Source organism: Pseudonocardia sp. TMWB2A (genome assembly GCF_017312135.1).
Window position 1 is genome coordinate 1,949,161 of the sequence record NZ_QKQY01000001.1, and the last position, 13,375, is coordinate 1,962,535.

Genomic DNA, 13,375 nt, shown 5'->3' on the forward strand with positions numbered 1-13,375 from the left:
CTCCTTGATAAAGGCCTTGATAAAGCGAATGAGGATTAAACGAGCGGAAGCGCAATCAATGCAGGGGACGACAGGCCATATTGGCCGACCTGCTGCACCGAAACGGACAAAGAATGGGCGCCGCCACCGGTAAAGGAGGCGATGAGGGTCGCATCCAGTATGAAGCCCGGCGCATTACTTTCCACTAGCTGCGTCGCCCCGACATCGGGCGCGAGCGCAACGCGGTAAGCCTCGGTTGGCTCGTCCAGCGGCACATCAACCCCGTCCACCCACAACCAGCCATCGCGGCTGCGACGGACCCAGTTCAGGGCAATCCGGCCAGCACTATCGCGGGCAGCCACAAGATGGACGGGTGCCAAAGGCCTGATCGCGCGTCCGACCGATGGCGGCGACAAAGCCACCAGCCCCTCGCTCCCCGGACGGCGCAAGGTCACAATTGTGTCGCTGCTTACCGGCTGCAAACCGATCCGGTCGGGAAGCAGAGTGAGCGCGAGATCACCCGCACCATCATCGAGCAAGGCAAAGGCGTCGCCCGCCGCATGGTCCGCCATCCGGTCCTCGGTGCCGCCACGTCCGCGCAACAGGCGCGACAGGCGATAGCGCGGCTTGCCCTCGCCGTCCGGCGGGAGCGCGTCCGCGCGGCCGAACTGGAACAGCTCCCCGCCCAGCATCGCCGCATTGGCTCCGGCAAAGAGCGCCGCATCGCTTGCATGGGCGAGCATCATATCGGGATTGACGAGCGTGACGGTCACAGTCGAGACCGCATCAAACAGCCACGCGCTGCCCGACGGCAATATAGTATCGGCAAAGCCCAGCACTGGCGCGTCAAAGGCGCGGGCGACCGCAACCGATTCGCTACTTCCGGCGAGGCGGATACCAACCTCGACCGCTCCGCCGCCGCTTTCGCTGGCTTGCGCCAAAGCGAGCAGCGCAGCGGCGGGGCGCTCGGCACTCCCCCAGCGCGGCAGGTCGAACAAAGCCGCATGGAGCGCGCCGGGACTGTCATCGACCGGCGGCACCACCGGATCGACCGGCCATATTTTCTCCGCTGAATGACGCACAAGGGTGAGATCACCGCTCCCGCCGCGCCATTGCCATTGCCGCACCCGCCACAAGCCGCTCTGGTCGGGAAAGCGCAGCAAACTGCCTGCCGGAAGCGCAAAGGCGAGCGGCCCCACGCGTAGCGTCAGGCTCTCCTGCGCTTCAAGCGCACGCACCGCAAAACGCGCGGCGAGGCTTTGCGCGACCAGCCGCCCCAAAGCCATCGGGCAGTCGATAATGGTTTCGCGGCCCCCTGCACTCCCCGCAACGCCTGCGCGCTCTAGGCCGATGAGCCAATCGCGCGCGGGGTCATAATGGCGCACCGCCATGGTGGCCGGAAGGTTCGCGGCAGGCTCGCGCTTCTTTTCGGGCCAAGGCTTGCCATCAGCGGAGGCCGCCGCGTCGGACGGCAATGTGACCGGCGCGCTTTCACCCGTCAGCCGCCCTGCGCTAAGGCCAAGCCCGCTTGCATCAAGGATGGGCTGCACCGCTTGTCGCACACTCGACCCGCTCGCCGCATAGCCGCCGGGGGTAAAACCGCCCGTGCTGCTATCCACCATGTCAGGCAAAAGATCGGCGAGGATCGCCCTGCCATCCATCGCGCCCGCATCGGCAATCAGTTCAAAACTGAGCGAGGGGATGCGGTTGCCGAAATCGGCGAGCGGCATATCTTCAAACACCACATAGGCAAGGTCGCGGTGCGCGGGCGTCACGCCTATGCCTTGCGCCGAGGCAATAAGTGGGTCGGGCGCTTGATCGGGCGTGCCAAGATGCACACGAAAGCCGGTATCGAGCGTAAAGCGCCCGCCGCCGCTGCGGATCAGCGTTCCGTCCGCCCAGATCCGCCCGACGCCCGCAATCCGCCGCGACGACAAGGCGACCGCAAAGGAGGCACTATAACTATACGTCACCTGATCGGGCTGGCCCTTGGCCTTATGCTTTTTGCGGCTTTCTTTGAGCGGGGTCGCCCAGATGACCGTCCCCGCCACCCGCATCCTCCCGTAAAGCCGCGGGATTTGTGTGCCGTAACTCGATGTCTGCACGGCAAGGTCGGTGAGGCGCGGGCCGTGCACGGTCTTGGGTTTGAACAGGATATTCTGGTCAATATATTGCCCCGCCAGCGCACCGATCATGCCCCCGATAGGGCCGCCAAAAATCGTGCCGACAGTCGTAAGAACAAGGGTCGCCATGGGAGAAATACTTTCAGTTATGCAAAATCCTCCCCTGGAAGGGGAGGTGGATTGCGCGGTAGCGCAAGACGGAGGGGTGTCTTGCTATCGAGAGGGCATCACCCCTCCGTCGCGCCCTTCGGGCGCGCCACCTCCCCTTCACAGGGGAGGAGATAGGGGCAGATGAAACACACCCACAACCCCGTCCGGCCAACCGGGGGTTTCGACTACACGGCGGAGGCCCGCATGAGCGTGGATATGGCTATCAGGGCCAAGCAAGGCGACATGATATTGGCCATGCCCGCAGGCGATCACCGCAATGTCTCCGGTCTGGGGGGCGCCTTGGCGGAAGGTCAAACCGGATGCAGTAAAGGTCGATATAATATCGGGTAAGCTCATCCCACGCAGGGGATAGTCATTAAATGTCGGAGCAATCTCTATGCCCGCCTGCCTGTAAGCCGCAATGACGAGGCCTATACAATCAAGGCCGGTTTCGGCTTCGCGCCCATGTAAGCGAAAGCGTGCACCAACAAAATTGCTGGCCATAACAAATAGTTCCTCCCTATCGCGCAGCGATGGGGAGGTGGATTGCCCGTCAGGGCAAGACGGAGGGGTTGTGCGCGCAGCGCACTCCCGTGCTTGCGGCTTTACACTCCCATCATACACCTCATGCCCCCGGATAGCGCGTGACATAATCCATCCCCGGCAAATAAGGCTCGCCCCGGAAATTGACGGCATTGCCGAACCGCGCGGCGCAAGTCGCAAGCTGTTTGTCACAGCCTTCGATGATTTCCGCGCGCGTCCCCGCATCCACCGGAAAGACCGGATCGCGGGCGAGCGTGAGGCTCTGCCCAGCCCCCGCCACAATCAACCCCGTCAACCCTGCGTTCGGCCCGGTCACAAAGCGCAAGCGTCCATAAGCAAAGGCTGCGCCGTTTATTGCACCATCCCCTGCACTTTCGACCGTCACCATGCGCCCCTCGACACCCGCCAGCCGCACCAGTCTTGTGCGCGGGGCAAGATCGACGCGGCAGGCGCTATCGCCCAGCCTTGCGCGGCACCCCGGCGCGGTTTCGGGCGCGACGGGCGCGTCCAGTCCCGCATCGAGCGTGCGCAGTTCCGCCGCAAAGGCCCCGCGCTTGCGCTCGACCGCGCCCAAACTCCCCTGCGCCACCAATATCATCGGCTCGTCCGCATCCTCCCAATTGACGATATGGAGTGTGACCGCCGCCCCGTCCCAGCGCCCTGCATCGAGATCATCCTCGCTAATCGCATCCGCCGTGAGCGCGCCCGCTATATCCATCGTATCGGCATCGAGCGAGGCCGACAGCGACAGCGCGGAAGGGGCAATGCCCGGCGTTGCCACATAGGTCATACCGCCGCGCACCAGATCGCGGTCATGGCTGGTAAAACCCAGCACCATGCCGTCGCTGCGCGCAATTTTCCACGCCCAGGCAAGCGGCACAATCGGCGCGGTCAGCCAAGCAGCTATTGCACCGCTCATGGCTTAAAACTCCCGCACTTCGACGAGCGGCACCGACGCGATTTCGCCCGCAAGGAAAGTTGCGCGGCTGACCTCCAGCCGGTCGCTCGCAAAACGCACCGGCACATCATATTCATAACCGACCGTCAGCACCGCGCCTCTGGGCGGCGCTTCGTCAAACTGGATGATGCCCAGCCCCATATGGAACCAGTTGGTGACTTCCACGCCATTCACCGCCACGCACACCGTATCGACCACCGCGCGGGTAATCGGGCGGCGCTGTGCTTCGGCACCGGGGCCATAATGTTTATAGAGGCCGAAGCGCGTGGTGAGGCCATCGCCCGTCCCCAAAGGCTGATCGAGCGGCGTCACCGGCGCGCCGGTCGGCGACGAGCTGCCGTCAAACGGATCGCGGAAGCGGAAGCTTTTCGCCGCACCGCGCCTTGCCCGGAAAAATTCGGTGAGCGCGGCAACATCGGCTTCCGATCGCAAGCCCGGCCCCGCATCATAGCGCATCCGTGCATTGGACCAATCGACCATGCGCTGTTCATGGCCCGACGCGCTTTCGACCACAGCGGTTGAAAATTCGGTCAGCACGCTGGCTTCGCGGCCAATCGCTATCGGGAAACGGACATTGTCAAAATGCAGCATATTCTGCTCCTCTTCCAAAGCATGGGGGTAAGCGGTGAGGCCATCGCGGCAGATTTGCGGGAGCGCCCACAGGAAGGTCGCGGCCACGCCGCGCCGCGCCGCCGTGCGCGCCGCCGCCATAATGGCGGGCCATTGCCGCGCGGCATCCTCGCCCTTCAGCACAAAGCCGGACAGATAATGTTGCCGCTCCACCGGATAGCCGAGCCGTTCTTCGATGACCGCAACCCCGCGTGCGCTCGCCACGGTCAAGCCTTCGGCGGCCCAGTCATAATCTTCCAGTTGCAATATATCGAACGCGCCGGGCCGCGCCTGATGCCAGCCGACCGGCACATTGGCGCGGCTTGCTTCGGGCATTTTGCTGTCCAATATGGTGGGCAGATAGATGAGCAAATGGGTGGTGCAGCCTTGCGCGCCTGCGGCATCCTTGGCCGCCGCTGCCAGCGCGAGCGTGGACGCGGCCAGCATCTCCCCGCAACGGTCAAGCATCGCCTTTTGCGGCGCAGTCAAACTAGCGCGCATATCCGCAATCGGCACCGATGCACTCCCCAATGCTGCGCTGGTCGCGCCGTCATAAAGGCAAGGCGTGCCATTGCTCCTCACCCACCACCAAGGCTCGCCTACCTGGAATTTGGGGGCCAAGCCCGCTTCGACCGCAAAGCCGACAAAGGCGCGCGCCACCAACTGCAAATAGCCCATCGCGCCGGCATTGGCGGGCGACAGCAAGGCCGAAGGCGGTTCCCATCCGGTGAGCGCAGGCGATCCGTCGGCGGCGCGCTGTATCCAGTCATTCCAGCAATGCTGCGCAAACAACTCGTAAGATAGCGACCAGATGATGCCATAGCCCGCCGCCTTGGCGCGCATGCAAAAATCGCGGTGCCATGCGGCGCACGGCCCGTTCAGTGTGCCGCCCGCAAGGCTGATATAAAAGCCGCCGCTATTGGCTTCGAGCCGGAAATAATGGCTCATCCCGACATAATGGTTGAGGTCGCCGCGATAGCCCAAGGTCAGCGCATTATGCACCACGCGCGCGGGCGTCATATGATAGCAATCATCATAGCCGGTCGCGACCGACAGGCCGGTTTCGGGAAGCATCGCATCGCCTATGCGCAACACCGACCCTGCGCCGCTGCACATAATGTCGGTGAGTTCCGCCCACGCCTCCAAGGGCGCAGGCAAGACGCCTTCGCTCTTGTCATAATCGGGCGGCACGAGGCTGATAAACATGCGGTCAATATCGCCCGCCCACACAGGGTCCGCTTCATCGGGCCATAAATAACCGCCGGTGAGCGCCGCGAAATCGAGCGTGATGCGCGCGTCGGTGGGGGTGCCGCTCGCATAATTCCATAGCCGGACATACCAGGCCTTGGCCGCCCCGCTGGCATCGCGCCCTTCGATGGTGAGCGTCGGGCCGTGGCGTTCATCGAGCGGCTTCATCCCCGCCGAACGCCAGCGGAAGGACAAACGACACGCCCGGAAATCGCGCGCAGTTTCATAAGCGCAGAGCGGATGGTCCCACCGGTCCTCCGCCTCCCAGATCAGCCCGACCAGTTCCTGACGGTTATAAAAAGTGCAATCGACCCGCATGGTCCGCCCGCGCGTGTCCGGCGCCCCCGGCGTCGTCAGCGCCGCCATCGCCGGTCGCGGAAAATCGACGGTCCAATAACGCGCATCAAACCGCTTCATAGACGCGCACGCAAAAGGCGCAGGCGAAGCAAAAACGCTTCCCCGCTCATGCAGGAAATGGGTCATGGGTATCTCGCTTAAAAAAATGGCGGAGCGTTTATGCGCCCCGCCTGATATTCGCTTATCCTGACAACATCAGTTTGCTGGAAAAAAGACCCGTTCGGTCATGCTGGAGCCGTGCAAAGCCTGCGCGCCATCTTTTTCAAAGGCCGTGATCAGCGCTTCAACCTTTTTCATAGAATCTGCATTTGCATCGAGTGACCGCGCCCGCGCCAGAAGCGCCTTCGCTTTTTCGACGGGTCTGCTTTTTTCGACCGCCAAGCTCACCAAGGCTGTACCTAAACAACCATCTCCATCTTTGAGATCGCAGGATTTTTGAAAAAATTTCATCGCGCGTGCCATGTCTTCTTGCACAAGATCGCCCTGTAAATACAGGTCTGCAAGGTCGAAACAACCTATAGCTTGGTCGGCATCACAGGCTTTGTCCAACCGACTTGCTGCGATCAGCCCGTTTTTCTCGACGCCCTTGCCTTGCGCGTAAAAATTACCGACAATGGCACATCCTTCCATATCGCCAAACGTACAGCTTTTATCATAATAGCGCGCAGCACGAGCAAGATCGACACGCACCATCACTCCATTTTCATAGATATCGCCCAAGTTGAAGCAAGCCGCGCCTCGGTCTTCTTCACAGGCTATGAAATAAAAATGGCGGCTGCGGTTGCGATCTTGGGTGACTCCAAGACCATTATGCAGCGCATAACCATAGCGCAGGCAAGCGGTCGGGCTTGCTTTGTCGCACCCTTCTTTGAACAAGGCAGTCGCCTTCACTCGGGTAGGATCCGTCTTGCTCGTTTTATCTTTAATCGCATCAACAAGCATATCCGCCGCGTTGGAACATCCCAAACCATCCGAGAGGCTACAGGCTTTGCGATATAAAATATCCGCGCGCGCCGCATCTTTCTTTACGCCGTCGCCCGCTTCATAAAGCGCGCCGAGATTGTTGCATGACTGTGCTTCATCCCTGTCGCATCCGAGCGTGTAAAGCCGCGAAGCCTCCGCATAATTTACCGCGCTACCCATGCCATAATGGTTCATATAACCAAGATTGTAGCAAGCATCTACGTAATTCCCGTCACAGGAACTGAGATATTCTTTGCGTGCGGTCGCAAAATCCTTGCGGTCAAAAGCCGCAACACCCCGCTCAAAGCTCGCCTCTTGCGGGGTTTGCGTGGCCTCAGCGCTATTTTGGGCACTATTTTGCGCAGCAGCGATACCCATAGCCGTCGGCGACACCAGAAATGCTGTCAGAGCCACCATCATTGTCCATGCAAAGCGCATAATTTCTCCCCTCACGACTCTCTTGCCTCAAGCCACCGTTACACTGGGCATATCCTGTTCACCTTTACATGCCAATGCGATGGAAGGATGCTTTTCTCGAGTACCTATCTTATTCTCCAAAAATTTTCAGTCTTATCACCCTCAACCGTGCGGCATAATCGGAGAGCGCTTTGGCTCCCTCCGCGAGCAGCGGGAGGAGCGCGCAGCTATCATTATCCTTGAGGTCACAGCCTTTGGTGGCAAAGCGTTGCGCGCCCTCTGGATCACCCTGCACGCCATCGCCTGCCAGCAAAAGCAAGCCGACCCGTCCGCAGGCCTGCCCGACATTGCCCTCACAGGCTTGTTTCAGGAGGTCGACCCCTTCCGAACCATTTTGTGCGACACCGCGACCGGTGACTGTCATGCCCCCGAACGCATTGCACCCTTCCGCATTATTCATAGCGCAAGCCCGCCCATAATATTGGGCCGCCTGTATCAGGTCGCGCCCGACGCCTTCGCCTTTTTCATAAGCGATGCCCAAGTTGAAACAGGCCGACGACCGTTCATCCTCGCAAGCAGTATCAAAGGCGGCGGCCGCCGCCTCAAGATCCTTTTCGACCCCCAACCCTTCATGCAGGCTATAGCCATAGCGCATACAGCCATAGGCATGTTCGGCGCAGGCGGTGCGGAACAGCGCCGTCACCTCGACCCAGCGCGGGTCGATTGACGGGCCGGGTTCAGGCAGCCCGTCGCTCAACATATCGCCCAGATTGGCACAGCCGAGCCCCGGTTTCAGCGTGCAGGCCTTGCGATAGAGGATAATAGCCCGCGCTTTATCCAGCTTCACCCCGCGCGCATTTTGATACAATACGCCAAGATCATTGCACGCCATCGCATCATCTTTGTCACACGCACGTTCAAAATAGCGCGCCGCTTGGGCATAATCGGCGGTCACGCCTTTGCCATTGGCATGGAGGAGGCCCAGATTATAACAGGCCCCCGCCTGCCCTAAATTGCACGCCTTCCCATATTCGCGCTGCGCGGTGGCATAATCGCCCGCTTCATAGGCCGCATAGGCTTTCTGGAAAGCGGTGACGCCCGCTTTATACCGGCTTGACGAGCGCGCCGAAGCGGGTGCGTCCGTCAGCGCGATGCCAGCGATGAACGCAAGCGCCGCGCAGATATAGCCGATCACCCCGAACCATAGTTTGCGCATCCATCCTCCCGATTTTACGGCATTATCCGCAACCGTCATACTGGAAATATAGTGCAAAATCGCTCTGGCCCGCGCAAGACTTGATAGCGGCTTTATCCAGCCCCTTCGACCGCCGCGCGCACCGCCCGCGCAATCTGGCGTCCCGTCGCCTGCATCCGGTCGGGTGATTGCCCCGCCGCGCCGCCCTGGACATTGATGGTAATGCGGATGTCGCGCGCCGCTTGGCCTCCATGCGCCTCGACCCGCCCGCTGGTCGTCGGCACGAACAGTTCCGGGCCATTTTCGCCAACCCGATAGGCGCGCCCCGGTGTGACCGGCCCGCCGGTCGCGCGTCCGGGCGCACCGCCGCCGATAAACGCGCCCGCAAGCTGGCCCGCAAGCTGGATCCCCGCGCTGATAAGCCCGGCAGACCCCCCGCCGCCACTTGCCCCGCCCGCGCCGCCATTCTGTCCGATGGCATTGATGCCCGCCTGAATCGCGGAGCGCGCAATTTCGGACATGACCGACAGCGCGACCTTCTTCAAATCTTCAAAACCGAATTTTCCGGTCTGGATGAAGCGGTTGAGACTCGCCTCCAAAGCGCGGCCCGCTTTGTCCATTCCGGCGGCCAAAGGCCCTTCCAACTCGCCGCGCATCTGCGCAACATCGCGCGCAAAGCCCTGTGTGTCGGCGCGCACCGCGATAAGCAATGTTTCCATAGTGTCTGACATGATTAACTTTTCCCAAAAAACGGCTTGTTTCTGCGGCTCTTACATAGGTTTTACGTAAGTATAACTTGTAAATTTCGCCCCTTTGGACTATGCGGAAGGTGGGGAGATTCCATGGGTAGAGCGCACGGGGCGCAACCGATTGGAAATATTATTAAACCATATGAATTCATCTTTTATGGATAATGGCGAACCGGGCTCGGCGCGCGAAAACTATAGTGCTGAACATGTATCTGATCCCACCGATCACCCGGATTTTTACAAACAGATGCTGGATGTCAGCGTCGATTGCATAAAGCTGCTCAATCTTGACGGCACAGTGCGCTATATTAACCGGTCGGGCTGCATCGCACTCGGGGTTCCGGTGGGCGAAACCGTATTCGGCATGGATTGGCTCTCGCTCATGCCCGCTTCCGTGCGCCACAATGGCAAGCGCGCCCTCACGCGCGCGCGCAAAGGCCAGAAAGCGCAATTTTCGGGCCTGCGCATGTTACGCGGACAAAAGACGATGTTTATGGAAAACATCCTCACCCCCGTCCTTAACGGACAGGGTAAAGCAACCGCGATCCTGTGCGTATCGCGCGACATCACGGTGCAGCGCGAAGCCGAAATGCGGTTGCGGTCGGCGAGCGAAAATGATCCGCTTACCGGCCTGTTCAACCGCCGCGCGTTCCGCAGCCGCCTCCACCGGATGCTCAACCAGAGCCGCATCGAAGACCGTAAGGTCGGATTGTTCCTTATCGACCTCGATCATTTCAAGCATGTCAATGACGCGCTCGGCTATGCGGCGGGCGATTATCTGCTGCGCGTCCTGTCGCGCCGTCTGACCGCCATCCTGCCGCCCGACGGCTTTGTCGCGCGGCTGGGCGGCGATGAATTTGCGATTGTCTGCCCGATCGGCAATGACGACAGTGAAATGGGCGCGTTTGCCGAACTTATCCTCCAGCAAACCGACAAGCCTGTCACTTATTCCAACCGCCCGATTAATGGCGGGATGAGCATTGGCTGCGCACTCTATCCGCGCGATGCACAGGATGTGTCGGGCCTGCTACGCTGTGCCGATACCGCGCTCAATGACCTTAAAGCGCGCGGACGCGGCGGTTATCGCCTGTTCGGCCAGCGCATGATGGACTTGGCGGCTGCGGCGGCGACCCAGCTTGCCACCGCCCGCCATATGCTGCGCGACAATCTCATCGTCCCGCATTACCAGCCCAAGGTAGAACTGGCGAGCAACCGCATTGTCGGCTTTGAAGCTTTGCTGCGCTGGGACGATGGCCCCAACGGGATGCAGTCGCCCGCCACCATTTGCGGCGCGTTCCGCAACTATGAGCTGGCCAGCCAGATTGGCGATGTGATGCAGCGCAAAGTCTTTGCCGACATGGTGCGCTGGCGCAATGCGGGCATGACCTTGATGCCGGTGTCGATCAACGCCGCGCCGGTGGAATTTCTCCACGACCGCTTTGCGGAAAATTTCCTCAAACGGTTGAAGGACCATCATATTCCGCCCGCCTTGGTCGAGCTTGAAATTACCGAACATATGCTGTCGGAACGCGGCTCCGAACTGGTGGTGCGCGCGGTCGAGGAACTGAGCGCGGCGGGCATCCGTGTGCTGCTCGACGATTTCGGCACGGGCCGCTCCTCGCTCGCCCATTTGCGCGACTATCCGGTCGACGGCCTCAAAATAGACTATAGCTTCACCCGCGACATTGTGACCGACCCGTCAATCCTCGCCATCGTCCGCGCCATCGCCCAACTCGGCCCCAGCCTGTCGCTCGACGTGGTCGCGGAAGGCATTGAAACCGAAGAACAAAGAAGCACCCTCATCGCGCTGGGATGCGGCTATGGCCAAGGCTTTCTGTTCAGCAAAGCCGTTGGCGCCGAAGAGGTCGAAGGATTGTTGAAAGCGGGATAGGGGCTGTTTTTACAGCAATTCTATCCGTGTGCTGAGCAGGTTCACTGTCTCGATCAAACCTTCCGCATCCATATCGCGTAAGAGATCGTCTGCACTTTTATGCGGGCGATTTAGCCGCTCGCGCATTTTCTTGATCGCCGCCACTGCAGTTTCCGGAGACAATGCAATGGTGTCGGCAATAAACTGGTCGGCCGAACGGGTTTCAAGATTGAAGCGTTGCAGTTCATCATCGGGGAAATCTTTCAAATTTTCCGTGACAATGGTTGCTGCTTGCGCCTTTAATGCGGCTGCAACGACATGACGATCCTTGGCATCGGGCAAATGGATGACGGGAATAAATTGGTCGAACTCTGTGACCATCGCCTCTTCAAACGCGGTTTCCATATAGTCACGCGCCCGTTTGGCTCTTTGTTGGTAATCTTCCATCTGCTTTTTATGCAAGATGGCAGCAATGGCTTTTTCGGTCTTATCGAGAATGACCCCTGACCACCGGATCCGGAAAAATTCCGCCTCCGCCAATGTCAGTAACAGGTTGCGCCGCAATGTCCCGACCAGCGAACATGCATCGACAACGGCTGTATAGCGGTTGGCAAACATCGGTTACAGCGTTTCCCCGTCAAGCTTCGCCAAAGATTCCAAAGCCTCACGCCTTTTCCCGTTCCGCTTCTCCTTATAGGCAAACAAATCGTCGGCCCGGATGCGTCTGTGCCGCCCGACAAGTTCAAAGGCCAGTTCTCCTTTTTCCAGCAAACCGATCAGATAAGGCCGTGACACATTCAGCAAATCCGCCGCCTGTTGTGTCGACAGCTTCTGGGTCACCGGAACAAGCGTCACCGCATTGCCTTTGCTGAAATGACGCAGCAGATCGAGCAACATTTCGGACAACATCGGGGTCAGCACAACTTCCATTGTGTTTTTGTCCCCATCGACCAGTTTCAACTTCTTGTTGGAAGCAACAATCCGTCGCAACTGGTCGGCAATGGCGCGCTCCTGCTCGGACGGCAAACGCCCACCCAATTTTTGTGCAGATGCTGGCAATGTCATCACTATATCCTCTTTCCGACGTGCTGGCCTATATATCGCAAATTCGCAATAAGTGCAACAAACGCAATAAACGAAACGCTATAAACGAAACACAAGGCCTATCTTATATTTTATCCGGAAACGCCCGGCGCAATGCTGCCAGTGTGTCGGCATCCGGCGGTGTGACCGCGCTGTCCCCTTCCCCCGCTTGCATGTCCTGCCAGGCGCGGAAAATCGTTTCTACTTCGTGGGGGGTTGCGTGCCAGAATTGGTCGGGGGGCCAGTGGAGGAGGAGCGCGACAAGGCCGGAGAGGCGGTTGGCAGCGGCGGTGAAATCGCTCACCCGCTGCCTTTCAATATCGCTTCGAGGAGGAGGCGCAGTTGCGGAGTAACGCTGGCCAGCCCTGCCGCCGCAACGCTCTCGCCAATGTCCTCGCGCGCCGGGCGGACGCCGTCTTGCGGTTCGCAGCAATGCCAGAACAGCGCGACCAGCTCGGCCAGTTTCATGCCTCCGCCCGCCGCGCGCTCGACCAGTGCGAACAGCGAGCCTAACTCTTCTTCCGCCGCCACCAGTGCGGTGAAGCCGGGGCGCAATTTCCACGCTCGCCCCGCTATCACCAGCCGGGCTTCACCGCGCGCCGGATTGGCCGCGATGCTGTCACGCGCGCCCTTCATATCGCACGCCGCGCTCATGACGCCACCACGGGGCCGGACGATTCAAGGCTCATCGCATAGCTGCGCTCGCCATTATAATCGCCCGCATAATCGAGCCGCGTAACCAGAAACCGCCCGCGCAATTTCTCGCCGCTTTCGAAAGCGAGTTCATAATCGTCGATGGTCCCGGCAAGCGCATTATTCTTGATGCGAACTTCCGCCGCCGAACCGGTAAAAATCCCCGCCCCCGACGCCGACACCGAGCGCACGCCCGCACCCGACAGCAATTCGCGCCACCCGCCCGAATCCTTGCTGGTCACATTGACCGGATCGCCGTTCACCGAAAGCTGCGTCGTGCGCAGCCCCGCGACGGTTTGATAAGTCGGCGGCGACCCGCCATTGCCGACCTTCAGGAGGAAGGCGCTGCCTTTTTCAATAGCCATGATATGAGGTTCCTTGTTTGTGTGGGGGCATCCGAACCCCTCCCGCTTCCGGGAGGGGCAACGAAGACTTAGG

The 13,375-nt window shown here is 60.3% G+C and carries 13 protein-coding genes; 1 reads left to right on the forward strand and 12 read right to left on the reverse strand.

The genetic code is table 11. The features are described 5' to 3' along the window. Window positions 1-35 precede the first annotated feature (35 nt). From DMP17_RS09140 to DMP17_RS09170, 7 genes are all read right to left on the reverse strand, one after another. Window positions 36-2,231, reverse strand: coding sequence for a phage tail protein (locus tag DMP17_RS09140; protein ID WP_337828763.1), 2,196 nt, complete (start codon window positions 2,229-2,231; stop codon window positions 36-38). Between the two features lie 138 nt (window positions 2,232-2,369). Beyond that, window positions 2,370-2,756 carry an NlpC/P60 family protein gene (locus tag DMP17_RS09145; protein ID WP_337828764.1) on the reverse strand — a complete coding sequence of 129 codons (387 nt, stop codon included), beginning with the start codon at window positions 2,754-2,756 and terminating at the stop codon, window positions 2,370-2,372. A gap of 121 nt (window positions 2,757-2,877) precedes the next feature. After that, complete coding sequence (locus tag DMP17_RS09150; RefSeq protein WP_337828765.1) at window positions 2,878-3,714, reverse strand: DUF2163 domain-containing protein; 837 nt, start codon at window positions 3,712-3,714, stop codon at window positions 2,878-2,880. Window positions 3,715-3,717: 3 nt separating this feature from the next. Beyond that, window positions 3,718-6,027, reverse strand: a complete 2,310-nt coding sequence (locus DMP17_RS09155) for a DUF2460 domain-containing protein (RefSeq protein WP_337828766.1) — start codon at window positions 6,025-6,027, stop codon at window positions 3,718-3,720. A 135-nt stretch (window positions 6,028-6,162) separates the two neighbouring features. Next, a complete protein-coding gene (locus tag DMP17_RS09160) occupies window positions 6,163-7,368 on the reverse strand; it encodes an SEL1-like repeat protein (protein ID WP_337828767.1) in 1,206 nt (401 codons plus the stop codon). Window positions 7,369-7,477: 109 nt separating this feature from the next. Continuing rightward, window positions 7,478-8,602 (reverse strand): tetratricopeptide repeat protein, encoded by a 1,125-nt coding sequence (locus DMP17_RS09165; protein ID WP_337828768.1) that lies wholly within the window; start codon window positions 8,600-8,602, stop codon window positions 7,478-7,480. A 53-nt stretch (window positions 8,603-8,655) separates the two neighbouring features. Then, complete coding sequence (locus DMP17_RS09170) at window positions 8,656-9,273, reverse strand: hypothetical protein (protein ID WP_337828769.1); 618 nt, start codon at window positions 9,271-9,273, stop codon at window positions 8,656-8,658. Window positions 9,274-9,433: 160 nt separating this feature from the next. On the opposite strand from DMP17_RS09170, the gene DMP17_RS09175 reads away from it, so the two are divergent. Beyond that, window positions 9,434-11,182, forward strand: coding sequence for a putative bifunctional diguanylate cyclase/phosphodiesterase (locus DMP17_RS09175; protein WP_337828770.1), 1,749 nt, complete (start codon window positions 9,434-9,436; stop codon window positions 11,180-11,182). 9 nt (window positions 11,183-11,191) lie between these two features. On the opposite strand, the gene DMP17_RS09180 is transcribed toward DMP17_RS09175, so the two are convergent. The 5 genes from DMP17_RS09180 to DMP17_RS09200 all read right to left on the reverse strand — a co-directional run bounded on the left by DMP17_RS09180 (window position 11,192) and on the right by DMP17_RS09200 (window position 13,302). Next, window positions 11,192-11,779: a PIN domain-containing protein gene (locus DMP17_RS09180; protein ID WP_337828771.1), complete on the reverse strand. Its 588-nt coding sequence runs from the start codon at window positions 11,777-11,779 to the stop codon at window positions 11,192-11,194. A gap of 3 nt (window positions 11,780-11,782) precedes the next feature. Beyond that, the gene (locus DMP17_RS09185) at window positions 11,783-12,226 is read right to left on the reverse strand and encodes an excisionase family DNA-binding protein (RefSeq protein ID WP_337828772.1); all 444 of its coding nucleotides are present in this window, start codon (window positions 12,224-12,226) and stop codon (window positions 11,783-11,785) included. Between the two features lie 103 nt (window positions 12,227-12,329). Beyond that, window positions 12,330-12,548, reverse strand: a complete 219-nt coding sequence (locus DMP17_RS09190; protein ID WP_337828773.1) for a phage tail assembly chaperone — start codon at window positions 12,546-12,548, stop codon at window positions 12,330-12,332. Then, a complete protein-coding gene (locus DMP17_RS09195; RefSeq protein WP_337828774.1) occupies window positions 12,545-12,898 on the reverse strand; it encodes a gene transfer agent family protein in 354 nt (117 codons plus the stop codon). The genes DMP17_RS09190 and DMP17_RS09195 overlap by 4 nt, the downstream gene beginning before the upstream one ends. Beyond that, window positions 12,895-13,302: a phage tail protein gene (locus tag DMP17_RS09200; RefSeq protein WP_337828775.1), complete on the reverse strand. Its 408-nt coding sequence runs from the start codon at window positions 13,300-13,302 to the stop codon at window positions 12,895-12,897. The genes DMP17_RS09195 and DMP17_RS09200 overlap by 4 nt, the downstream gene beginning before the upstream one ends. Window positions 13,303-13,375 lie beyond the last annotated feature (73 nt).